Origin of the sequence: Micromonospora sp. CA-263727 (assembly GCF_050942455.1) — a bacterium.
In the GTDB taxonomy this organism is placed as follows: Bacteria; Actinomycetota; Actinomycetes; order Mycobacteriales; family Micromonosporaceae; genus Micromonospora.
In genome coordinates this window covers 3482599-3505561 of record NZ_CP192031.1, presented here as the reverse complement: position 1 = coordinate 3505561, position 22963 = coordinate 3482599, and the positions used below count along the sequence as shown (strand labels likewise).

At 71.8% G+C, this 22963-nt stretch carries 23 protein-coding genes; 9 read left to right on the top strand and 14 right to left on the bottom strand.

Annotation, left to right across the window (positions count from 1 at the left end):
• Positions 1-424: 424 nt before the first annotated feature.
• Complete coding sequence (locus tag ACQPYA_RS15430; RefSeq protein ID WP_433533289.1) at positions 425-1999, top strand: glycoside hydrolase family 43 protein; 1575 nt, start codon at positions 425-427, stop codon at positions 1997-1999.
• Here the strand turns inward: ACQPYA_RS15430 and ACQPYA_RS15425 are convergent.
• The gene (locus ACQPYA_RS15425) at positions 1948-3597 is read right to left on the bottom strand and encodes a glucuronyl esterase domain-containing protein (protein WP_433533288.1); all 1650 of its coding nucleotides are present in this window, start codon (positions 3595-3597) and stop codon (positions 1948-1950) included. The genes ACQPYA_RS15430 and ACQPYA_RS15425 overlap by 52 nt on opposite strands.
• 315 nt (positions 3598-3912) lie before the next feature.
• On the opposite strand from ACQPYA_RS15425, the gene ACQPYA_RS15420 reads away from it, so the two are divergent.
• The 3 genes from ACQPYA_RS15420 to ACQPYA_RS15410 are packed head-to-tail and all read left to right on the top strand — an operon-like array spanning position 3913 to position 7444.
• Positions 3913-4515, top strand: coding sequence for a DUF4956 domain-containing protein (locus ACQPYA_RS15420; RefSeq protein WP_433533287.1), 603 nt, complete (start codon positions 3913-3915; stop codon positions 4513-4515).
• Positions 4512-5342 carry a polyphosphate polymerase domain-containing protein gene (locus ACQPYA_RS15415; protein ID WP_433533286.1) on the top strand — a complete coding sequence of 277 codons (831 nt, stop codon included), beginning with the start codon at positions 4512-4514 and terminating at the stop codon, positions 5340-5342. The genes ACQPYA_RS15420 and ACQPYA_RS15415 overlap by 4 nt, the downstream gene beginning before the upstream one ends.
• Positions 5333-7444 (top strand): CotH kinase family protein, encoded by a 2112-nt coding sequence (locus ACQPYA_RS15410; RefSeq protein WP_433533285.1) that lies wholly within the window; start codon positions 5333-5335, stop codon positions 7442-7444. Before ACQPYA_RS15415 ends, ACQPYA_RS15410 begins: the two co-directional genes overlap by 10 nt.
• 100 nt (positions 7445-7544) lie before the next feature.
• On the opposite strand, the gene ACQPYA_RS15405 is transcribed toward ACQPYA_RS15410, so the two are convergent.
• From ACQPYA_RS15405 to ACQPYA_RS15395, 3 genes are read right to left on the bottom strand one after another with little or no spacing between them, the layout of a single operon-like run.
• On the bottom strand, positions 7545-8513 hold the full coding sequence (locus ACQPYA_RS15405) for an ABC transporter permease (RefSeq protein WP_433533284.1): 969 nt from the start codon (positions 8511-8513) through the stop codon (positions 7545-7547).
• Positions 8510-9406 carry an ABC transporter ATP-binding protein gene (locus ACQPYA_RS15400; RefSeq protein WP_433533283.1) on the bottom strand — a complete coding sequence of 299 codons (897 nt, stop codon included), beginning with the start codon at positions 9404-9406 and terminating at the stop codon, positions 8510-8512. Before ACQPYA_RS15400 ends, ACQPYA_RS15405 begins: the two co-directional genes overlap by 4 nt.
• Before the next feature lie 11 nt (positions 9407-9417).
• On the bottom strand, positions 9418-9822 hold the full coding sequence (locus ACQPYA_RS15395) for a GntR family transcriptional regulator (RefSeq protein ID WP_433533282.1): 405 nt from the start codon (positions 9820-9822) through the stop codon (positions 9418-9420).
• Between the two features lie 144 nt (positions 9823-9966).
• Between ACQPYA_RS15395 and nudC the strand changes: the two genes are divergently transcribed.
• Entirely contained in the window at positions 9967-10893 is a 927-nt protein-coding gene (nudC, locus tag ACQPYA_RS15390) for an NAD(+) diphosphatase (RefSeq protein WP_433533281.1), read from the top strand.
• 203 nt (positions 10894-11096) lie between these two features.
• Here nudC and ACQPYA_RS15385 read toward each other — a convergent pair whose 3' ends face one another.
• From ACQPYA_RS15385 to ACQPYA_RS15370, 4 genes are all read right to left on the bottom strand, one after another.
• A complete protein-coding gene (locus tag ACQPYA_RS15385; protein WP_433533280.1) occupies positions 11097-11753 on the bottom strand; it encodes a hypothetical protein in 657 nt (218 codons plus the stop codon).
• 114 nt (positions 11754-11867) lie between these two features.
• Positions 11868-12548, bottom strand: coding sequence for a DUF4386 domain-containing protein (locus tag ACQPYA_RS15380; RefSeq protein WP_433533279.1), 681 nt, complete (start codon positions 12546-12548; stop codon positions 11868-11870).
• 101 nt (positions 12549-12649) lie between these two features.
• Positions 12650-12874, bottom strand: coding sequence for a helix-turn-helix transcriptional regulator (locus tag ACQPYA_RS15375; RefSeq protein ID WP_433533278.1), 225 nt, complete (start codon positions 12872-12874; stop codon positions 12650-12652).
• A gap of 2 nt (positions 12875-12876) precedes the next feature.
• Positions 12877-13296 carry a hypothetical protein gene (locus ACQPYA_RS15370; RefSeq protein WP_433533277.1) on the bottom strand — a complete coding sequence of 140 codons (420 nt, stop codon included), beginning with the start codon at positions 13294-13296 and terminating at the stop codon, positions 12877-12879.
• 158 nt (positions 13297-13454) lie between these two features.
• Here ACQPYA_RS15370 and ACQPYA_RS15365 point away from each other — a divergent pair, with 158 nt between their 5' ends.
• From ACQPYA_RS15365 to ACQPYA_RS15350, 4 genes are all read left to right on the top strand, one after another.
• The gene (locus ACQPYA_RS15365; protein ID WP_433533276.1) at positions 13455-13559 is read left to right on the top strand and encodes a putative leader peptide; all 105 of its coding nucleotides are present in this window, start codon (positions 13455-13457) and stop codon (positions 13557-13559) included.
• Positions 13560-13680: 121 nt separating this feature from the next.
• On the top strand, positions 13681-16128 hold the full coding sequence (locus ACQPYA_RS15360; protein WP_433533275.1) for a M14 family zinc carboxypeptidase: 2448 nt from the start codon (positions 13681-13683) through the stop codon (positions 16126-16128).
• 133 nt (positions 16129-16261) lie between these two features.
• Positions 16262-17281 carry an LLM class flavin-dependent oxidoreductase gene (locus tag ACQPYA_RS15355; RefSeq protein WP_433533274.1) on the top strand — a complete coding sequence of 340 codons (1020 nt, stop codon included), beginning with the start codon at positions 16262-16264 and terminating at the stop codon, positions 17279-17281.
• 62 nt (positions 17282-17343) lie between these two features.
• The gene (locus ACQPYA_RS15350; RefSeq protein WP_433533273.1) at positions 17344-17541 is read left to right on the top strand and encodes a DUF6767 domain-containing protein; all 198 of its coding nucleotides are present in this window, start codon (positions 17344-17346) and stop codon (positions 17539-17541) included.
• 37 nt (positions 17542-17578) lie between these two features.
• On the opposite strand, the gene ACQPYA_RS15345 is transcribed toward ACQPYA_RS15350, so the two are convergent.
• The 6 genes from ACQPYA_RS15345 to ACQPYA_RS15320 are packed head-to-tail and all read right to left on the bottom strand — an operon-like array spanning position 17579 to position 22925.
• Entirely contained in the window at positions 17579-18538 is a 960-nt protein-coding gene (locus ACQPYA_RS15345; protein ID WP_433533272.1) for an amidohydrolase family protein, read from the bottom strand.
• Positions 18538-19473 (bottom strand): MBL fold metallo-hydrolase, encoded by a 936-nt coding sequence (locus tag ACQPYA_RS15340; RefSeq protein WP_433533271.1) that lies wholly within the window; start codon positions 19471-19473, stop codon positions 18538-18540. The genes ACQPYA_RS15345 and ACQPYA_RS15340 overlap by 1 nt, the downstream gene beginning before the upstream one ends.
• On the bottom strand, positions 19470-20291 hold the full coding sequence (locus tag ACQPYA_RS15335) for an ABC transporter ATP-binding protein (RefSeq protein ID WP_433533270.1): 822 nt from the start codon (positions 20289-20291) through the stop codon (positions 19470-19472). The genes ACQPYA_RS15340 and ACQPYA_RS15335 overlap by 4 nt, the downstream gene beginning before the upstream one ends.
• Positions 20285-21094 carry an ABC transporter permease gene (locus tag ACQPYA_RS15330; RefSeq protein WP_433533269.1) on the bottom strand — a complete coding sequence of 270 codons (810 nt, stop codon included), beginning with the start codon at positions 21092-21094 and terminating at the stop codon, positions 20285-20287. Before ACQPYA_RS15330 ends, ACQPYA_RS15335 begins: the two co-directional genes overlap by 7 nt.
• A complete protein-coding gene (locus ACQPYA_RS15325; protein ID WP_433533268.1) occupies positions 21091-21909 on the bottom strand; it encodes an ABC transporter permease in 819 nt (272 codons plus the stop codon). Before ACQPYA_RS15325 ends, ACQPYA_RS15330 begins: the two co-directional genes overlap by 4 nt.
• Positions 21906-22925, bottom strand: coding sequence for an ABC transporter substrate-binding protein (locus tag ACQPYA_RS15320; RefSeq protein WP_433533267.1), 1020 nt, complete (start codon positions 22923-22925; stop codon positions 21906-21908). Before ACQPYA_RS15320 ends, ACQPYA_RS15325 begins: the two co-directional genes overlap by 4 nt.
• Positions 22926-22963 lie beyond the last annotated feature (38 nt).

The window sequence follows — 22963 nt, the reverse complement described above, 5'->3', positions numbered from 1 at the left end:
CATCGTCGGTGGCGACGCTATCCACCGCCGAATTGCCGATGACGCGAAAGCCGATAGGGCAATGGAATCCCCGGACGCAGATCGCGCCCGGCCCGACGTTGCACCCGCCCGGCCTGCTCACGCCCGGTGCCGACCGCCCTGATCGCGTCGGCGGCACCGACGAAATCGCCGCCCGGAAAATGGGAGGGCGAATAGCCGCGCGCCCAGCGGTGAAACAGCCCTGCGGGGGCCCCCGAACGGGGTCGCTCACCCCGTTTCGTCGAGAGCGGGAAGCGTTCGCTGAGCGAACGGCCGTACTTATGGCGAGCATGATTGCATTCTCGCTACATGCATCGAAAGAAGTCAACATGTTCGACACCAGTGGAAGTTTCGGAGCCCGGCGCGGCCCCACGCCCACCCCGGGGAGCGCTTAGCATCGACCCCCATGACTGGCTACCGCAATCCGGTGATCCCCGGTTTCCATCCCGATCCCAGCGTCTGCCGGGTCGGCGAGGACTACTACCTCGTCTGCTCAAGTTTCGAGTACTTCCCCGGCGTACCCGTCTTCCACAGTCGGGACCTGGTGAACTGGCGGCAGATCGGCAACGTGCTGGACCGCCCCGGCCAGCTCGAACTGCCGGCCGACGCCGCCGCCTCGGGCGGCATCTACGCCCCGACCATCCGCCACCACGACGGCCGGTTCTGGATGGTCACCACGAACGTCAACCTCGGCCGGCACCTGATCGTCACCGCCACCGACCCGGCCGGGCCCTGGTCGGATCCGGTCTACCTCGACCTCCCGCACATCGACCCCTCGCTGGCCTGGGACGACAACGGGGACTGCTGGGTGACCGTCTCCGGGGTCGAGTCGTACCGGATCGACCCGGAGGCCGGCACGGTCCTCGACGGCCCGGTGCCGATGTGGTCGGGCAGCGGCGGGCAGTACCCCGAGGCCCCACACCTGTACCGGATCGATGGGTGGTGGTATCTGCTGGTCTCCGAGGGCGGCACGCACACGGGTCACGCCGTCTCCGTCGCCCGGTCCCGCAGCATCCGCGGCCCGTTCGAGCCCGGCCCGGTCAACCCGTTCCTCACCCATCGCAGCACCGACCGGCCAATCCAGGCGACCGGCCACGCCGACCTGGTCGAGGCCGTGGACGGCAGCTGGTGGATGGTGCTGCTCGGCATCCGCGCCAAGGGCCAGTGGCCGCCGTACCACGTGCTCGGCCGCGAGACCTTCCTGGCGCCGGTGCGGTGGGTGGACGGCTGGCCGGTCACCGACCCGGTCGGGGAGGTGATGTCCGCTCCCGCCGGCAGCCCGCCGGCCCAGGCCGGGTCGCCCGACCCGGGCGAGCACCGGGACGACTTCGACGGCGCCGACCTGGCGCCGAGCTGGATCTCGCCGCGGAGCCGGCCGGCGAAGAGCTGGTCACTGACCGAACGACCCGGCTGGCTCACCCTGCACGCCGGCGGGGCGACCCTCGACCGGGTCGGGGCCACCGTGGTCGCCCACCGGCAGCAGCACCACGACTGCCGGGCCAGCATCCACGTCGACCCGGGCACCGGGCGGGGCGGCCTGACCCTGCGCGTCGACGAGGCACACCACTACGACCTGGAGGTGGCCGGCGGCACCGTACGGGTCGTCGGCCGGGTCGGACCGTTCCGCCAGGTGTTCGGCGAGCGGCCGGTGCCGGCCGGGCCGGTCACCCTGACCATCTCGACCCGGACCCACGATCTGCTACCACCGACGGTGACCGCCGCCGACCAGGTCGCGGCGGCCGGCGCCCCCTTCGGCGTACGTCCCACCGCCTGCGACATGGTCAGCTTCGAGGTGGCGACCGCCGATGGACCGGTCGTCCTCGCCGAACTCGACGGCCGGTACCTGTCCACCGAGGTCGCCGCCGGTTTCACCGGTCGGGTCTTCGGGCTGTACGTCACCGAGGGCAGCGCCGCCTTCGACTGGTTCGACTACCGGCCGGTGCAGGTGGGGGTCATCCCGGCGCCGGTGCCGGTGCCCTGAAAGCCGAACTCGGTCGACTGGCCGGCGGCGATCGCGCCGTTGTAGCTGACGTTGGTGAACCGGACGGCACCGGTGTTACCGCTGCGGTCGGCGTTCCACGCGTTGGTGATGCTCGCGCCCGAGGGCAGGGTCATCGCGACCGTCCAACCGTTGACCGGCGAGGAGCCGGCGGTGACCCGCACCGTGGCGACGAAACCACCGGTCCACTGGTTGATCGACACCGCGGCCGAGCACCCGCCACCGGCCGGCGGCGGCGTGGTGGGTGGCGGCGTGGTCGGCGGCGGCGTGGTGGGCGGGGGCGTGGTGGGCGGCGGGGTGGTCGGGCCGTCGGCGAGGGTCGGCGTCTGCCAGTCCCGCCACTCGGCCAGGTTGCCGGCCTTCCTGCTGGAGATCCGGATGACGCCGGCGGCGTTGCCCGTCTTCAGCAGGAACTTCTGGATGTTCTGCTGCAACGGGGTGCGCCATTCGGACCGGGCGGCGCAGTGCGTCCCGTCCTGGACGTCGGACCAGTAGCTGATGTTGTCCCCCGCGCCGAGCGCCTTGTAGACCTCCGCACCGGCCAGCGCCGCCACACTCGCCGACCGGGCGGCCAGCCAGTCGACGTGCGGATTGTCCATGATGAAGAGTCCGCGGGGCGCGACCATGGCCACCGTCTGGTGGGTGTCCACCGGCAGCGTGGTCGGGCTGCCGGTGAAGGAGCCGAACGCGTCGCCGAGCCACGGTTGCTCGCCGTACGCGCTGCTCAGCGGCTGGGCACCGGATTCACCGGGAATCCCGCGGAAGATCGGCGCACCGGCGCTGCCCGACTCGATCGGCATGGTCAACGCGATCCGCTGGTCGAAGGCGCCGGTCACGAAGGCGCCCTTGCCGTACCGCGAGCATCCGGTGACGCCGGTCGCGTCGGCCCGCAGGATGTTGCCGCCCGACTGCTCGATCACGTCGATGATCCGGCTCACTCCCCAGGCCCAGGCCAGCAGGAGGCCGGTGCCGCTCGATGCGCCGTAGATGCTGTAGAACGCGCCCTGCTTGTTGTTGCGCGGTGTGCCCTCCCGACCCACGGCGAGCGGGTCGTAACTGATGACGGCGGCACCGGCGGCCCGGATGGTGGCGGTGTCCGCGCCGAATCCACCGAGCACCACGACGGCCGGGAAGGGTCCGGTGCCGCCGGGCAGCTGGACGCTCGCCGAGAAGCTGGCGCTCCGGCCGTTGTGCGTCACGTTCACCGTGATGCTCGTGTTCGACACCGTCCCGGTGACGCTCTGCGGCTTCGCCGGCTTCTCGCCGTAGACGTACCGCTCGGCCAGCCGTTTCGTCTCTGCTCGCCGGCACCGCCAGTCGGACTTGCTGGTGATCCGGGTGCCATCCACCTTCCGGAAGGGGTCGGGAAGCCGGGAGTTGGCGGTCAGGGCACCCGGGTTGGTCGCGGGGCAGTCGGCGCCCTCGTCCTCGACCGACGCGACGGCCGCGAGGCTGCCGGGGGCGGCCTGGGCGGCGGTGGTTCTGGCTACCACGGTCACCGCTGCGGCGAGCGCGAGCGCCGCCACCAGCAGCACGACGACCGTCGATCGGAGACTGGCGCGGCCAGGGCTGGGGTTCACCAGTGCTCTCCTTCCAGGCAGGGGTTGGAGGCGACGAACGGCGATCGATGGATGCCGATGCCGATGTCGATACCGGCGAGTTTCAAACAGGACACCGAAATATGTCAATGAGGTTTCGGCAATTATCGGCGGCGGCAACCGTCCTGGCGGGACACCTCGCAGCCCGTCCACCGGAAACGAAGATCGGCACATGCGGATCACCGCCGCGGGCACCCCCCTCGCCCGGACTACGGCATTGACCGATCTGGATTCCTGTGCCTACTCTTCTCGAAATTGTTCCCGCAAGTTTACCGGAAGTTCCGGAGGACGTCAGAGATGTCGCAGCTCGTCCTGTTCGCGATCGACATCTGCGCGGTGGCGCTGCTCGTGTTCGGGCTCTACTTCCCACGACACCGCCGCCGCGACCTGGTCGTCGCGTACCTGGGGGTCAACGTCGGCGTCCTCGCCGTGGCGAGCGCGCTGAGCGCCAGCAACGTGGGCGCGGGGCTCGGGCTGGGACTGGCGCTGTTCGGCGTGCTCTCCATCATCCGCCTGCGCTCGACCGAACTCGACCAGCACGAGGTCGCGTACTACTTCTCCGCCCTGGCCCTGGGCATTCTCGGCGCGTTGAGCACCACCTCGGTCTGGCTCAGCGCCGGGCTGATGGGGCTCATCGTCGTGGTGATGTTCGTCGGCGACCATCCCCGGCTGCTCCGCCACTACCGGCACCAGATCCTGGTGCTCGACTCGGCCGTCACCGATCAGGTCGCGCTCGTCGCCCAGCTGGAACAACTGCTCGGCGCCCGGCTGCACGTCGCCACCGTGCAGCGGCTCGACCTGGTCAACGAGACCACCGTGGTCGACGTCCGGTACTCGGTCAAGGGCCGCACCCGCGCGGCGTCAGCCAGCGCGCCGGCCACGGCGGGAGCACCCCGATGAGCACCCTGCCGATCGCCTCGGCGTTGGCGGAGATGACCCCCGTCGGGCTCGGCGAACTCATCGACCTCGCCGCGCTACAGCGCAGGGTCGACCGCAAGTACGTCGTCCCGCTCGACCAGCTGCCGTACCTGCTGGGCCAGCTCGCCCCGGACGCCCGGGTGTTGGAGATCGACGGCGAGCGCGCCTTCCGGTACGAGTCGGTGTACTTCGACACGCCCTGGCTGGCCAGCTACCACTGCGCGGCGTACCGGCGGCGTCGGCGCTTCAAGGTACGCACCCGCAGCTACCTCGACTCCGCACAGTGCTGGCTGGAGGTCAAGATCAGCGGGGCGCGGGGCAGCATCACCAAGCACCGGCTGCCGTACCACCCGCAGTACCGCACCACCGTGCGCCCCGGCCGCGACTTCGTCGACGAGGCGCTGCGGTCCGAGGCGATCAGCCCGACCGCCGGCAGCACCCTCGATCCGGTGCTGGTCACCAGCTACCGGCGGGTCACGCTGCTGCTGCCGGCCACCGCCAGCCGGGTCACCGTCGACACCGGGCTCACCTGGCAGGACGGCGGGACCGCGCTGCGGCTACCCGACCTTGCCGTGGTCGAGACCAAGACCAGCGCCGCCGCCTCACCGGCCGACCGGATGTTGTGGCACCGGGGGATGAGACCCGTCCGCATCTCCAAGTACGCCACCGGTCTGGCCGCCCTCCGTCCGGAACTGCCGGACTCGCCATGGCGGCGGACGCTGCGCCGCCACTTCCACGGCACCGCACCGTGGGTGGCTCCGGCACCGACCACCGCCCACCGAACCGAACAGGAGGCATCGTGCGTCTGACCCTCCGCAGCACCGGCATCGCGGCGGCGGCCCTGCGTACCACGGCGGCCGTGGCTGCCGCGGTGCTGGTCGCCGGGCTCCTCGTGCCGCCCTCGTCGCCGGCCGGCGCCGAACCGATCGCCGGCACCGGCCCGCCCGTCGACCGCGCCGCCGACACCGGCACCGCCGCCGACACGTCGACGGCCGACGCCGTCGTGGCGGCAGCCGCCGCCGACGACCTGGTCGGAGACATCACCTTCTCCGTGCCCAGCGGCACGTTCCAGGGGGAGGTGACGGTGTCGCTGAGCACCAGCGTCAGCGGCGCGCAGATCCGCTACACCACCGACGGACGGCTGCCCACCGCGCAGTCGCCGCTCTACCCCGGCGCCCCGTTGCGCCTCACCCGGACCACCCAGTTGCGGGCCCAGCCCTTCGTCGGGCAGAGCGCGTCCGGAGCACCCGGCACCGCCATGTACGTCGCCCGCAACACCGCCACCGCCCACGACCTGCCGGTGATCCTGATCGACTCGTACGGCGCGGGCCGGCCGGGCCGGGAGTACTTCACCGCCGCCACCATGATCTTCGAGCCCGGTGGTGGGACCACCTCGCTGGCCGCCGCCCCCGCCGTGGCCACCCGGGCCGGGTTCCGGCTACGCGGTCAGTCGTCGGCCACCTTCGACAAGACCCCGTACCGGATCGAGTTCTGGGACAACGAGGACGACGACGCCGACTACCCGGTGCTGGGCATGCCCGCCGACTCCGACTGGGTGCTGCGCGGGCCGTTCACCGACAAGGCGTTGGTCCGGGAGGCCCTCGTCTACGACCTCGGGCGGGAGATGGGGCTACCGGCCCCCCGGTACCGGTTCGCGGAGTTCTACCTCAACACCGATGCCGGCCCGGTCGGGTCCGACGACTACATGGGCGTCTACATGATCGTCGAGACGATCAAGAACTCGAAGAACCGCCTCGACCTCAAACAGCTCCGTGCCGACGACCGGACCCTGCCGAGAATCACCGGCGGCTATATCTGGAAGTTCGAGTGGATGGCCGCCGAGGAGCCGACCCTGCCGTGCACCGGACCGGCGGCCAGCTGCTGGAACTACCTGGAGGTCGCCGACCCGTCGCCGTTGCAGCCGGAACAGCGGGACTGGCTGCGCAACCACATCCAGCAGTTCCACAACGTCCTGCGGGCCGCCAACTTCGCCGACCCGGTCACCGGCTACCGGGCGTACATCGACGTGGACTCCTTCATCGACCAGCTCATCATCAACGAGCTGAGCCGGGAGATGGACTCCTACGTCCGTAGCGCGTACTTCTACAAGGACCGGGACACCAAGATCTTCGCCGGGCCGCTCTGGGACTACGACCTCACCTTCGGGGTGGGCGGCTTCTTCGCCAACGACCAGACCGCCGGCTGGCAGTACCAACAGGTACGGCAGCCGCTGGCGAACGACTGGTACACCCAGTTGATGCGGGATCCGGCCTTCGTCAACCAGGTCCGGCTGCGCTGGCAGGCGCTGCGCCGGGGGCTGCTCTCCGACGCGTCCCTCCAGAGCCGGCTCAACACCCTCACCGCCCCGCTGGCCAACGGCGCGCAGCGCAACTTCCAGCGCTGGCCGAACCTGACCGCGCCGATGATCGGCTTCTTCTACACCCCGACGGCGCCGACCTGGCAGGGGCAGGTCCAGTACCTGCGGGACTGGATGCTGCGCCGCGCGGCCTGGCTGGACTCGACCGCCGGCTGGGGCGGACCCACCACCACGCCCCCGCCGACCACTCCCCCACCCGGCACGCCGCCACCCAGCACCCCGCCGCCGGGTGGCGGCGGCTGCACCGCGACGTACGCGGTGACCAGCCAGTGGACCGGCGGCTTCCAGGGCGAGGTACGGGTCACCGCGGGCGCGTCGGCGATCAGCAACTGGACCGTGACCTGGACCTTCGCCAACGGCCAGGCCGTCACCCAGGTCTGGAACGCGACCGTCACCAGCCAGGGATCGACGGTCACCGCCCGCAACGTCTCCTACAACGGCGCGCTCGCCGCACGCGCCAGCACCACATTCGGCTTCCTCGGCTCGTTCACCGGCGCGAACAGCACGCCCGCGCTGACCTGCACGGCGAGCTGACCGGGCCGACCGGATCCGGGTGCCTGGCACCGCACCGTCCACGGTGCCAGGCACCCGCCGGCGCCGGGTGGCCAACCCGCCCGGCGGCACCGGGCCGTGATCAGGCGATCTGGCGAACCCGCCGGATCGCGAGCCAGAGCAGGAGCACGGCGAGCGCGACGAAGATGCCGGTCTCGATCCCCTGGAACAGCCAGTACCGGTCGGCGGGCTGGTAGAGCGTCCAGTTGTAGGCCCCGTCGCCGAACTCCGCGCCGCACGGCCCGCCGTTAGGTCCCGTGCTGTCCGGTGGGCACATGACCCGAGCGCCGGACGCCACCATCGTGCCGTTGGCGTCCCGGACGCCGTCGGCGAGGGTCCAGACACCGGGCAACGCGCCCTCGTCGGGTCCCGCGGCGGAGACGAGCGGGTAGGTGTGCTCGTGGGCCGGCAGGTAGTGCGGCCGGGCCAGCGAGGTCAGCCCGACCCGTACGGCGGCGAATCCGACGAGGGTGACTGCCATCGCGGGCAGCATCCGGGGCCAGACCGTGCCGGCGAAGACGCCCAGCGCGACCGCGAAGAGCGTGTAGCCGATCGGCGCCACGCCCTGCATGTCGAAGAAGAGCACGTCGAACCGGCTCCGACCGCCGCCGGCCACCAGTGGCCCCAGCCACCAGGCCATGCCCAGCCCGTAGCCGACCGCCGCAGCGAGCGTGACGGCACCGACGAGCCCGAACTTGACCAGCGCCCAGCGCGTCCGGCTGACGCCCTGGGTCCAGACGAACCGGTGGGTGCCCTGCTCGACCTCGCGGGCGACCAGCGGCGCACCCCAGAAGAGCCCGACCAGCAACGGCAGCACCAGGAACAGGATGCCGGTCAGCAGCAGGGTGTCGTACCGGTTGTTGAAGTCGTTGAACGCCCGGACGCAGTCAAGCGTCTGGCTGCTCTGCCCGGCGCAGTCGGTCAGTCCGAGGTCGGCGAAGGTGCGGCGGATGGCCAGGCCGGTCGGGACCATCACGCCTGCGAGCACGACGAGCCCGATCAGGGTAAACAGGGCCTGCCTGCGGTGCTGCCGCCAGGTCAACCACATCATGCCCGGACCCCCCACTCCTCGTGGCTGGCCCGCGCCGTCCCGCCGTCGGTGAGGTAGGCGAGGATGAGGTCTTCCAGGGCGACGTCGCGGACCGTCCACGACGGGTCGATCGGGTCGCCGTCGGCGCGTACCAGCAGGGTGGACTGCCGGTCGGTGTGGCTGGCCCGCACCACCGCCGCCACTCCGGCGATCGGGCGGTCGTCGGCCCGGCGCGGGCCCAGCAGCTGCCGATGCCCGTCCAGCAGCTCCTCGACCGGGCCGGCGAGCTTCACGTCGGCGGAGTGCAGCACGATCAGGTAGTCGCAGACGCGCTCAAGGTCGCCGAGGATGTGCGAGGAGAGCAGCACCGTGGTGCCGGACTCGGCGACGCTGCCCATCAGCGACTGCATGAACTCGCGCCGGGCCAGCGGATCCAGGCTGGCCACCGGCTCGTCGAGCAGCAACAGCCGAGGCCGCTTGGCCAACGCGAGGGCGAGCGCGACCTGGGCACGCTGACCGCCGGAGAGCGTGCCGACCGGCTTGCCCGGCGGGATGCCGAGCTGGGCCAGCCGGCCCCGGGCGAGGTCCGCGTCCCAGCGTCGGTTCAGCTTGCCACCCACGGTGACCAGTTCCTCCGCCGTGAAATCCCGGTACAGCGGGGTGTCCTGCGCGACGAACCCGATCTCGGCCAGCAGCGCCGTGTTGCCGTACGGCACCTGGTCGAAGACCCGGACCGCCCCGGCGTCGGGCGGCAGCAGGCCGACCGCGAGATGCAGCAGCGTGCTCTTGCCGGCCCCGTTCGGCCCGACGAGGGCGGCGACCCGGCCCGCCGGCAGCTGTAGCGAGCAGTCGCGCAGCGCCCAACTGCCGCCGTATCTCTTGCCGAGCGCGTCGGCCTCCAACACCAACTCCATGCCGCTTCCTCTCACGCGGATTCCTTCTGTAACGCGGCGGGAAAGGTGGCCCGCATCGTGGTCGCCACCAGGGCGGTGATGTCCTCGGTCGTCAGCCCGACGGCCTGTGCCCGGCGCACCCAGTCCACCAGCTCGGCGCGCAGTTCGGCCTGATCGGCCAGGGTGCCGCGGGCGAGGGTCGCGGTGACGAAGGTGCCCACCCCGGGCCGTCCCTCCACCAACCCTTCGAGCTCCAGCTCGCGGTACGCCTTGAGCACCGTGTTCGGGTTGATCGCGAGTGACTGCGCGACGTCGCGGACCTTCGGCAACTGGTCTCCGGGCGCCAGCAGACCCACCCGTAGCGCCTGTTTGACCTGCTGCACGAGCTGCACGTACGTGTTCACCTTGGACCGGCCGTCCAGCACGAACTCGATCACCGTGACGATTCCTCTCCCGGTCGACCCTCTCCTGTTGTCCTACGGCAGTAGGACTATAGGACAGGTTGGTGTCGGCGCGGCGCGTTGTCAAGCTCCGGCGGCCACGGGAAGGCACACCGGGAGGTCGTGGGGCACGATCAGGGCATGGCGTTCGAGGGTCTCGCGTACACCAGGACACCCCACGACCGGGCGGCGAGCCTGCGCACCGACCCGGAGTGGGTCGCCGAGCAACTCCGCCGCGACGACATCCTGGTCCTGCCGATGTGGCGCGACCGCCCGCTGCTGACCGCCACCGGCCAGCCGGCCCTGCGCTCCGGTCGCGCCGGCCGCGACGTGGTCGCCGCCGCCGGCCAGACCGCCCTGCTGGGCCTGGACGGCACGACGGCGACCTTCGCCGCCGACCTGAGCGACACCGACGAGGCGGACGCGCTGCGACTCGGCGCGGCGAACGGCAGCGCCGACCTGCGCAGCCTGGCCGCCACGCTGCCCGGCCCGCTCGCCGCGACCCTGGCGTACGCGCGCGGGCTGCTCTACTGGAACCGGCACAGCCGGTACTGCGGGTCGTGCGGCGCGCCGACCGTCAGCGCCCACGCCGGTCACCAGCGCTTGTGCGGCGGCTCGCACTGCGGTCGGCAACTCTTTCCCAGCATCGAGCCGGCCGTGATCGTGCTGGTGGAAAGCCCCCGCCCGGAGCCACACTGCCTGCTCGCCCGCCATCACGGGGCCGGAGCGGACGGCTTCTCCCTGCTGGCCGGGTTCGTGGAGATCGGCGAGAGCCTGGAGGGCACCGTCCGCCGCGAGGTCGCCGAGGAGGCCGGTGTCACCATCGGCGCGGTCAGCTACCGCAGCTCACAGGGCTGGCCCTTCCCGGCCGGCCTCATGGTCGGTTTCGTCGCCCAGGCCGTCGACGAGACGATCGCGGTGGACGGCACGGAGTTGCTGGAGGCTCGCTGGTTCAGTCGCGACGAGATCGTCCAACGCATCGTCGACGGTCCCGGCTCCGGCCCGGTCGACTCCATCGGCGGGTGGCTACTGCGCTCCTGGGCCGGCCTGGACGGGCACGATCACTGACCGCGCCGCGGCACTGCCGGCGGCGCGGGCGCGGCTCGGCCCGTCGGTGTCCGGGTCAGGCGCGCCCGGCGAGCTGGGCGACGAAGGCCCGCCAGGCCCTCGGGGCGAACGGCGGCGCCGGCTTCGGCGTCGGGCCCTGCCGAACGATTCACCGGCCGGGTGCCGACCCGGTCCACCTGACCGGGCCGGGTCACCCGGGCCGGTCAGGTCCGGTCCGGCGCCGGACCGTTGTCGTTGAACCGGAAGCTGCTCGTCGGCGCGGCGTCGCCCAACTCCTCCAGGATCAGGCCGGACTGGCGGGAGTGCCGCAGGAACGCCGAGTTGTTGCTGATCAGGTAGCCCTCGGTGGCGCCGTCGGCCGCGGTGATGGTGAACCGTTGGCGTGGCTCGTCCTCCGCGCAGGCGGCCGACTGCACGACCAGCGGTCGCGCGTCGCCCGGGTTGTGCACCTGCCAGCAGACCGGCTCACCCGTGCCGGGCCCGCCGCCACCGCCACGGTACGCCTTGATCAGGAAGATGTCGGCGTCCACCGGGGTCGGGACGAACAGTTGCCGGCCGCTGTCGTCGTCGGCCTCGACCAGCCGTCCGTCGTCGTTCACCGACAGGCCCGACTCGACGGCGTCCACCCGGGTCATGGTGACCTGGCGGGTGCCCGACAGCACCGGCGGCGCACCGGTCGCCGTCGCGGTGGCCGTCGCCGACGGGGTGGCGGCGGTGGAGGTCTGCACCCCGGAGGTGGGCGTACCCGGGTCGCCCGGAGACGCGGTCACGCCGCCCGGGACGGAGGCGCCCGTGCACGCCCCGGTCGGGACGGCCATCACCATCAGGCCCACACCAGCGAGCCACCTGCGCATCGACATCGTTCGCTCCTCCCGCAGCGGCGGCAGCACGGCCGGTCGGCCGGTGCGCCAGACGCCACCGCTGTCGTCATGGATCGACGTACCCCGCTGGCAGTGCGCCACACCGCACGGTGGTCAGGCGGTGGGAGTCTTGACGCCCTTCACGAGCAACCAGAGGATCATCGACACCTCCGCGATGGCGGCCGGGGCGACGACGTAGGGGCTCAGCGCCGCGCCCAGGTCGGGGGCGGTGAACCGGGCGAAGGTGTCGACGAGGTAGCCGAAACAGCCCACCACGAGCAGCACGCCGATCACGCGCGGGATCATGCCCGACCGGTAGACGAGGTAGCCCATCGGCAGCAGCCACAGGCCGAAGAAGATCTGCGTCATCAGGTACCCGTGGTGGTGCAGGTCCAGCATGAGCAGCACCAGCGCGTCGGATCCCGGCGCGCCGAAGGCTCCCGTGTAGGCGGCATCGCTCACCTGAAGCGCCTGGAACTGATGCGTCAGGTTGAGGGCCATCATGGCGGCGGCGACCGCCAGGAAGGCCACCATCACCCGGGCGGCGTTGGCGTGCACGTGTTTGAACAGCAGGTACAGGGCCATGGCCGTCGACAACCCGGTCACGGTGGTGACGAGGTCGGCCACGACGCTGGCCCGAACGAGGCCGGCATGGGTCGCGACGTTCTGCGCGGTCGCGGCGGCGTCGCCGGCCTGGTACACCATGGCGCGCACGATCTCGGCGAAGGCGCCGCCGATGCCGACGGCGAGGTAGAGCAGTCCCGCGATGCGGGCGAGGCGTTGAGGGGCAGACACGGCTTCCTCCTTGATTTCGGGGTTCCGGGCGTGGGTTCCGGGCGTGACGGGCCCGGCCCACGAGGCGATCTCCGTGCGGGCCGGGTTGTGCTCGTGGGGGGTCAGTCCCCGGAGTCGGGGTACTGGAAGACGCCGTCGAGCGGCACGTCGAAGACGCGGGCTATCTGGAAGGCCACCTCCAGCGACGGCGAGTAGCGCCCCTGCTCGATGGCGATGATGGTCTGCCGGGTCACCCCGACGCGGTCGGCAAGCGCCGCCTGCGTCATCTCACCGTTCGCGAACCGCAGGGCTCGGATCGAGTTCGTGACCTTCGTGGGTTTGACCATGGCTAGAAACCCCGGCGGTACAGGACGATCTTCGCGACCGACGAGGCGACCGCGGCCAGGACGAACGCCAGGTACAGCGTGTTGGCGATCCAGAAGTGGGCGGCCTGCGCCATGGCCAGGGCGAGCGGGACGATCGCGGCGACGCTCATCACGTAGAACCCGACGTACTCCCCCAGCCGGTGGATCTGCCGGTCGCGCTCGTCGGTCCGGCCGGCCTCCTTCGGCGCGGCGACGGCGGCGGCGATGTTGGCCACGATGCCCAGGCCGATCCCGGCGCCGATGGCGATGAGCATCGGCCGCACGTAGGCGATCCGCGCCACGTCCGCGCCCGGCACCTTCGACAGGACGGTGACGAAGTAGATCGCGGCGACGCCGACGCCGACCACGACGTAGATCCACGAACGTTTTTCCTCGGACGACACGCCCCACCTCCATGTACAAAAACTTTGACATGACTAAGGTAAAGCGGAGCGGACATGGTGTCAATAATTTTAGACTTGTCGCCTTCCGGCGCCGGCGCACGGCCCGGCCGCCGTGCGGCTGTGAGATTCCCGCCAATCCGGACTGTTGACACTCCGATGTGATCCCGGACAGGATCTTCTTCGTGCGAAGCGCCTATCTCACCAAGCGGGGTCACATCGACCTCCTGCGCGTCGCCAGCGCCGCCTGTCGACCCTGCCGCTGACGCCGGGTTTCCTTCCGCCCGACGCGGGCGCTCCCCACCTGCCGTAGGTCTCCGGCCCTATCGCTGCGCCCGTACACGGCACCCGCTCCACCCGACAGGAGTGCTGTCCATCGTGCACAGAATGTCCGTACGCCTGGCCACCGCCGGGCTCGCCCTCACCCTGCTCGGCACGACGGCCTGGGCCGCGCCGGCGAACGCCTCGGCGTTGCCGGCCGTGCCACCGTCCGCGCCCAGCCTGAACCAGACCGCCGGATACCCCCGGCAGAACGTGCTGCCGACCTGGCCGGACAACCCCGCCGACGCCTCCATTGCCATCGGCGTCATCCCCTACGACGAGATCGCCCCGAAGCTGAACGCGTTGCAGGCCACGAGCAACCGGGTCTCCGCCCGGGTGGCCGGAAAGTCCAGCGGCGGCTACGACCTGTACGCGGTCACCGTCACCGCCCCGGAGACCCGCACGGAGGCCCGCCAGCAGGAGGAATGGAAACGCCTCATCGAGGACGACCCGGTCCGGGCGCGCACCGACCGGAAGCTGCTGGCCGGGTACAAGACGCCGCTGTTCGTCAACGCCAACATCCACGGCAACGAGTGGGAGGGCACCGACGCGGCGCTGCGGGTCATCGAGGAGTACGCCACCAGCACCGACCCCGGGGTGGCCAGCCTGCTCAAGCGCAATCGGCTGGTCTTCAACATCACGTCCAACCCGGACGGCCGGGTCGCCGGCACCCGCGCCAACGCCAACGGCTACGACCTCAACCGGGATCTCACCATCGTCTCGCAGCCCGAGACGAACCTGATCCGCGAACTGGTCATCGACAGCAAGCCGATCATCACGCTCGACCTGCACGGCTACGTCAGCCCGACGCTGCTGCACCCGAGCACCCCGCCGCACAACGTCAACAACGAGTACGACCTGTTCATCAAGCACGCCCTGCCGAACGCGCTGGGCATCGAGGAGAACCTGCGTGCCCTCGGCCACCCCGAGACGCAGCGGGCCCGGATCCCGTTCCGGGACGACGAGCCCGGGGTCTGGGACGACTTCCCGCCGATCTACGTGCCGTCCTTCGCGCTGTTGCAGAGCAGCATCCCGTACACCATCGAGGCACCGCTCAACCCGCGCGGCACGAACCTCACCCCGCAGGAACGGGTGCGCCGCTCCGGCATCAACACCGACGTGCACGAGGTGGCGATCAAGACGTCGCTGCGGTACATCGAGGACCACCGCGCCCAGGTGCTGTTCGACCAGGCCGAAGTGTACCGGCGCGGGTGGGCCGGGGAGCCGCTGCGCGACATCCCCGACGACTACGTGCCGGGGTGGGGCCCGGAGGACAACTACAACACCGTCTTCCCCCGCGCGTACGTCATCCCGACCGGCGCCGGGCAGCGTTCCGAGCCGGCCGCCGCACGGCTGGTGGACCTGTTGATCAGCAGCGGCGGCCGGGTGTGGCAGGCCAGGCACGCCTTCCGGGCCGCCGGTAAGAGCTACCCCGCCGGTTCGTACGTGGTCGACCTGCACCAGCCCAAGCGGGGCCTGGTCAACTCGCTGCTCGAACCGGGCATCGACCTGACCGAACGGGTCGACGACCTCTACGCCGGCCCGGCCGCCTGGAGCCAGGGGCTGACCTGGGGCGCCACCGTCGACACGCTCTGGGACAAGAAGCTGCCGAAGGTGGCGCTGAGCCGGGTCCACGACGGGGTGGCCCGGGGCAGCCTGCCGTTGGGCAACCCGGACGTACGGCTGGACATCCAGGACGCCGCCGACCTGCTGGTAGTGAACTCGCTGATCCGCAAGGGGCTGCGGGTCCACCGGCTGGCCGACGGTTCGGTGGTGGTGCCGGCCGCCCCGGGCAGCCGCAAGCTGCTCCAGGATGCGGTCCGCACCCACGGCGTCACCTTCGAGCGCGCTCCGGCCCGCTGGCAGGGAACCCGGTTGGCGGAGGTCGTCGTCGGCTACCTCGGCACCGTCGAGGCCCGCGACACCCTGGCCGCGCTCGGCTTTCCGGCGCGGGCCGTCACCGCCGCGACGCTGGCCGACACGCTGACCGACGAGGTCGACGTGCTGCTGGTCGCCGGCAACCTCAACGTGGCGAACCTGACGGCGGCGAACCGGGCGGCGCTGGACACGTTCCTGGCCCGGGGCGGTGGTGTGGTCGGGCTCGGCACCGCCGGGGCGAGCTTCGGCAACGCCGCCGCACTGCTGAGCGTCACCGCCACCGCCGGGCCCTCGCTGGCCAGCGGGGTGGCGAACGTGGCCAACCGGGGCGGTCCGGTCACCGCCGGTGCCAGCCGGCACGCCTTCATCAGCCAGCCGGTCTGGTTCACCAACCTCGGTGCTGGTGTCACCGTGGACCAGGCGTACGCGACGGATCCGCTGCTCGCCGGCTGGTGGGTGACCACCGGGACGAACGGGCGGTCCGCCGCCGCCGGTCAGGCCAGCGTGGTCCGCAGCGTGGGCCCCGCCGGCAACGGGGTGGTGCTGTTCGGCACCAACCCGACGTTCCGGCTGCACCCGAAGGGGCTCCAGCCCCAGCTGGGCCGGGCCCTGCTCTGGGCCGCGCAACCGAACTGACCCACCCTCGTGGTGCGGGCCCGCAGCGGTGACGGTGCGGGCCCGCACCCTTTCCGGACCACCGGCAATTCCCATCTGACAAGTCGGTTATGGTGGCGATCGCGCCATCCCCGGATCCGCGACGGAGGCACCCGTGCCCAGAACCCCGGCGCCGCTGCGCAAGCTCGGCTTCCTCACCATCGGACTGTTCGACGAGGCCGACCCCGGCGCCGGCCACGAGTCGACCCTTCAGCTCATCGAACTGGGCGAACAGCTCGGCTTCGACAGCGCCTGGGTACGCCACCGCCACCTCCAGTACGGCATCTCCTCGCCGGTCGCCGTCCTGGCGGCGGCGTCGCAGCGGACGTCCCGCATCGAACTCGGCACCGCGGTCATCCCGCTCGGCTGGGAGAACCCGCTGCGGCTGGCCGAGGACCTGGCCACGGTCGACCTCCTCGCCGGCGGGCGGCTCAACCCCGGCGTCAGCGTGGGCCCGCCGCTGCACTACGACCGGGTCCGCGAGGCGTTGTATCCGGACACCGCCGACGCGGAGGACTTCAGCTATGCCCGGGTACGACGGCTGCTCGACCTCGTCCGGGGCGAGCCGGCCAGCGACTTCGACGGCGTCGAGGGCTTCGAGGTCTTCTCCCGCCGGGTCCAGCCGCACTCCCCCGGGCTCGGCGCCCGGATGTGGTACGGCGCGGGTAGCCTCGGCTCGGCCCGCTGGGCCGGCGAGCAGGGCATGAACCTGCTGACCAGCAGCGTGGTGAAGGCCGAGGAGGGCGTCGACTTCGCCGAGATCCAGCTTTCCCACATCCGGACGTTCCGCGCCCACCATCCGGACGGCGACCGGGCCCGGGTCTCCCAGGGGCTCGTCGTCATCCCCACCGACACGGCCACCGCCGAGCAGCGCGAACGGTACGAGCAGTACGCCCGCCAACGCACCCCCAGGACGCTGTCGCCGCAGGGACCGGCCCGGATGATGTTCGCTCCCGACCTGGTCGGCCCGGCCGAGCTGATCGCCGAGCGGCTGCACGCCCACGCCGCGTTCCGGGAGGTCACCGAGGTCGCGTTCGCGCTGCCCTTCACCTTCGCACCGGCCGACTACACGCAGATCCTCACCGACATGGCGACCCGGCTCGGCCCGGCGCTCGGCTGGCGGCCGGCCGGCTGAGTCGACCCGGGTAGGGCCGAAGGACCTGGTCGGTGGGGCAGGGCAGCGGAGATGCTGGGTTCATGAACGGCCGTAGACCGGATGCGAGGTGCCCGCTCCGCCCCGAGGAGCCGTGCACCCTGTGCCAGCTGGACGTGACCGGCCCGCAGGACTGCCCGCTGGTCTACCTGGTGATGACCGACGACGAGCTGCGCGCCGGCACGCACCGCAGCCGGTTGGACTTCGCGAACCGGCGGCCGGCGGAGCCGATCGACCGATGAACTCGGCGATGGCCCCGCCGGTGAGCGGTCGCGGGTCTCACCCGCCAGCCGCCGCCAAGGCGCCGAGCAGCCGCAGCGCGTTGCCGCCGGCGACCAGGCGGCTCTGCGCCTCGTCCAACCCGGCGCGGGCCAGTGACGCCTCGACCCGCTCGCGGCTGGTCTCCCGCAGGCCGATCGGCCAGTCCCCGCCGACCAGCACGTGGTCGGCACCGAGCAGGTCGGTGGCGAACCTGATCGCGGCCGGCGCGAAACCCATCGTGTCGAGGTAGACGTGGGCGCGCCGCGTCGCGGGTGCCGATGCCGTGATCAGCTCCCCCTCGTCGGTCGCGGCGGCCAGCGAGAGGCCGGCGACCCCGAGCATCGGGAACACGACGTGCAGGCCGGGCAGCTCGGCCAGGACGCCGTCGGAGAGCAGCGACAGCAGGGCGGCGGCGTTGATCGTGCCGCGGGCCAGCGAGGTGCCGAACCGCCCGAGGCCGGCGAAGGCGGTGGTCATCGCCGTGGGGCTGATCGGATGCGCGAAGACCGGCACGCCGAGTTCGGCCGCGACGGTCAGCGTGGGCCGGGCGGCCTTCGCGCTGAGCAGGTGCCCGTCCGTGGCGCAGTCGACGACCAGCCCGGACAACCCCAGCTCGCGGACGGCCCGTACCGCCTCCTCCGCGGCCGGGTCACCGGCGAAGGCGTCGATCGTGGCCAGGCCCCGGATCCGGTCCGGCGCGCTCGCCACCGCCCCGGCGAGGTGGTCGTTGAGCCGCCGCAGGTCGGCCGGGCGGGTGCGTTCCCCGTGCGGGGTCACCAGGGCCGGCGGCGCGCTGAGCACCCGCAGGTCGATGCCGCGCCGGCCGGCCTCGGCGAGCAGGCCGTCCAGGTCGGCGATCCGGCGGGCCAGCCCGCGCCAGCGCTCCGCCAGCTCGGGCGCCGTGTTCTGCGGCGGCCGGGCCGGGTAGTCCGGACAGGCGTAGTGGGTGTGGAAGTCCGCGATGTACAGCGACCGCATCAGACCTCGATGAAGGTGTACGTGAAGCCGCGTTCGGCCCGGTGCACGTACCCGGCGGCGGGGAACGGGAAGTGGGCCGGCACCAGCAGGTCGCCGGAGTCGGCGGCCCGCTCCAGCAGGCGGCGGCGCTGGTCGGCCGAATCACCCGGCACCACGCAGTACCGGATGCTCCACTCCGGCCGTTCCAGTTGCACACCGTGGTGCAGCATGTCCCCGGCGAAGAGGGCCCGCCGGCCGGCGGACTCGACCACCAGGTAGACGTTGCCGGGGGTGTGCCCGAACGCCGGCACGAGGTGGATCTCCGGTGCCAGCACGTGGTCGGCCGGGACCAGGTCGAGCACGCCGGCCTCGCGCAGCGGCAGGATGCTGTCCGCGATGTAGTCCCCGGTACGCCGCAGCGCCACCGCTCCCTCGGGGCCGGTCCACCAGTCGAACTCCTCCCGGACCACCAGGTACCGGGCGTTGGGGAAGGTCGGCACCCAGCCACCGGCGCCGTCGGAGCTGGTGGCGAAGCCGACATGGTCGACGTGCAGGTGGGTGAAGACCACCGTGTCGATGTCGTCGACGGAGACACCGGCCCGCGCGAACTGCTCCAGGAAGGGCCGGTCGGCGCGGTCGAACACCCCGCCGTTGCGGGGCTTGCCGTTGCCCCCACCGGCGTCGACCAGGATCAGCCGGTCCTTCGTCCGGAGCAGGTGGGCCTCCTGGTTGAGCACGATCCGGCCGTCGCGGGTGAACGGTTCGGCCGTGTAGAACGCGTCCTCGGTCCAGGACTCGGTATCCAGCTGCGGGAAGAAGTCCGTCGGGACCGGGAAGTAGTCGACCTCGCGGATGGGGAAGACCTCGACGTCGCCGACGTGGAAGGACCAGAGCGGGCCTTCCCCGCCGCCGGTGTCCTGCCAGCGCGGCGCGGTGTCGTGGGAATGCTCGCTCATCGGGTTGTCACCTCGTGCGGTTGCGGGGATGTGGGTTCGGGTGTGCGGCGGACCTGCGCGTAGACCTGGGCGCGCAGCTCGCCGAAGCGGGCCGCGGAGCGGGTGCCGATCTGGTCGCGTACCGCCGGCAGGTCGATCGGGAACTGGGCGACGATCCCGCTCGGCGCGGCCCCGAGGACGACGACCCGCTGGCCGAGGTAGACCGCCTCGTCGATGTCGTGGGTGACGAAGAGGACGGTCATCGCGTACCGCCGCCAGAGGGTGGCCAGCAGGTCCTCCAGGTCGCCCCGGGTCTGGGCGTCGACCGCGGAGAACGGCTCGTCCATGAGCAGCAGCCGGGGCCGGTACGCGATGGCCCGGGCGATGGCGACCCGCTGCTGCATGCCGCCGGAGAGCTGCCACGGGTACGCCTGCGCCGCCTGCGCCAGGCCGACGGCGTCGAGCGCCTCCGCGACCAGTTCCCGGCGTTGCGCGCGGCCGAGCCCACGGTGCCGCAACGGCAGCTCGACGTTCTGCCGCACGGTCTTCCAGGCGAAGAGGCTGCGGCCGTACTCCTGGAAGACCACGCCGAGGTCGGCCGGTGGCTCGGTCACCGGCCGCCCGGCCAGGAACACCTCTCCGGTCGAGGCGGGCAGCAGCCCGGCCACGATCTTGAGCAGGGTGGTCTTGCCGCAGCCGGAGGGGCCGACGACGGCGACGAACTCGCCGTCGCGGACCGACAGGGTGATCCCGGCCAAGGCGTCCACGTTGCGTTCCCGGGACCGGTAGGACTTGCCCAACTCGACGATCCGCAGCAGGTCGGTGTCGTCCGTCACCATGATTCCTCTCGTCCGGTGGCTCCTCGATGCCACCTCAGGGCGCGCCGCTCGACCAGCTCGAAGAGTTTCGCCAGGCCGAAGCCGAGCACGCCGAGCAGCAGCACGCCGCTCCACATCTGCGGGATGGCGAAGGTCCGCTGGAACCGGATCACCGTGAAGCCCAGTCCGTCGGTGCTCATCAGCATCTCGCTGACCACCATGACGATGAGCGAGATGCCCAGCGCCTGGCGGGCGCCGGCGAAGATCTGCGGCGTGGCCGCGCGCAGGATCAGGCCGTGCCGGGTCCGGCTCGGCAGCCGGAACGCCGCGGCCGTCTCCAGTTGGACGTCGTCCACCCCGCGCACCCCGTCGACGGTGTTGAGCAGGATGGGCCAGATCGCGCCGAGCGCGATGACGATCAGCTTCGTGGCGTCGCCGATGCCGACCGCGACCAGCAGCACCGGGATCATCACCGGGGCCGGGAGGACCCGGAAGTAGGCGAGGATCGGGCTGGTCAGGGCGCGCACCACCGACCAGCGGCCGATCACGTAGCCGACGCCGACCCCGACCACCAGCGCCGCCGCGTACCCGAGGGCGAGCCGCCGCAGGCTGGGCACCACGTCCCGGAAGAAGATGTCGGAGAGCCACACCTGGCCGAACGCCTCGACGATGCGGCGCAGCGGCGGCAGGAAGATGTTGGTGCTCTCCGCGCTGACCACCCACCAGAGGAAGAACAGCGCCACCGGCAGCCCCAGGGCGAGACCGGCGGCGCAGGCACCCCGGGCCAGTCCGCCGACGATCGCTGTGCGTCGCCCCTCCCTCATCCGGCCACCTCCCGCCGGGTCGCCACGTGCCAGTGCAGCAGCCGCCGCTCGGCCAGCCGGGCGGCCAGGTCGAGCGCGATCCCCACCCCGCCGGTCAGCAGCACCAGCGCGTACATGCCGGTGGACTCGCCGGACTCCTGGCTGCTCCAGATCAGTTCGCCGAGGCCGGCGGCGCCCATCACCAGGCCGCCGGTGATGGCGAGCGCGAGCGCCACCGAGACGATCAGCCGCAGCGCCGTCCCGAGGTACGGCAGCACGGTCGGCCAGGTGACGTGGACGACCCGGGCCAGCGGGCCGAGCCGGATGCTGCGGGCGGTGTCCACGGCCACCTGGTCGACGTCGCGCAGGCCGTACAGCACCTGGAACAGCACGATCCAGAAGCAGGAGACGGCGACGAGCAGGATGGTGATCTGCCCGACGTCCAGCACCAGGACCAGCACCGGGATCAGCACGATCGACGGGACCGGGCGCAGGAAGTCCAGGGTGGACGAGGTCACCCGCAGCAGCCACGGGACGGAGCCGATGGCGAAACCGACCACGATTCCCGCCGCCACCGCGATCACCAGGCCGGCCGACGCGGCCAGCAGGGTGCGGCCCGTCGCGGTCCAGAACCGGCCCTCGGTGAGCAGTCGGAGCGCCTCCGGTGCGATGGCCGACAGCGGTGGTACGTGCAGCGGCGAGAAGAACGCCCGGGTCACCGCCTCGTACGCCGCCGCCGTGATCAACAGCCCGACGACACCGAGCACGCGCCGGCTCACGGTCGGGCCGCCGGCCAGTCCCCGGGCGGGGGCTGGCCGGCGGCTGCGGGTGGTCACGGCAGGATCAGCTCGTCGAGGTTCGGCGTCGTGCTGATCAGGCCGTCGCGCTGCGCGTATCCGGCCAGTTTCTCGGCGGCCTGCCGGCTCACCTCGTCCCGCCAACCGGTGATGGTGATCTTGCTGGCCACCTCCGGGGTGATCTGCGTGAACGTCGGGATCTTCGCCCGGACCTCGTCCTCGTGCTCGCGGGCGTAGGCGTACGCCTCCCGGATCGCGGCCCGGAAGGCGGTGACGACCTCCGGCTTCTGCCCGATGAAGGCGCCGGAGGTGTACCAGGCGGAGACTGTGAGGTCCTCGGCCAGATCGGTGAAGCCCCAGCCGATCGGCACCGCGCCCTGCGCCTTCGCCGCCGACAGGAACGGCTCCACCACCCAGGCGCCGTCCACCCGGCCCTCGCTGATCGCGGCCGGCACCTGCGGGAAGGGGATCTCGACGAGCTTCACCGAGTCGGAGTTGCCACCGGCGGTGCGGACCGCCTCGCGGGCGGCGGCCGCGGCGATGTTGGTGAGGATGTTGACCGCGACGGTCTTGCCTTCGAGTTGCTTCGGGCTGGTGATTCCGGAGTCGCCGGCCACCACGAGCGCCCCGTAGTCCTCGCCGGCCTTGCCCGTCGAGGCGGACGCCGGCACCACCGCCTTGACGTCCAGCCCCTGGGCGCGCGCCACGATCAGCGTGGTCAGGTCGCCGGTGGCGAAGTCCACCTTGCCGGCCAGCACCGATGGCACGGAGGTCAGGTCGGAGGTCTCGGTGTCCACCTCGACCGCAAGGCCGTGCCTGGCGAAGATGCCGTTCTCCTGGGCCAGGTAGATCGGGGCCAGGTGGCCGAGCGGCGACGAGGCCAGCGTGACCTTGGTCAGGCCGTCGGCCGTGCCGGCCGCGTCGGCGGAGTCGTCCGTGCTGTTGCAGGCGGCGAGGGTGGTGGTGAGCAGCGTGGCGGCGAGGAGGCCGGCCAGGCCGCGCCGGAGGGCGGGTGTGGCGGGTACGTGCCGGATGGTCCGGGCGGTACGCAACATGACTGATCTCGATTCTCGGGTCATCGGAAAGGGGTTGG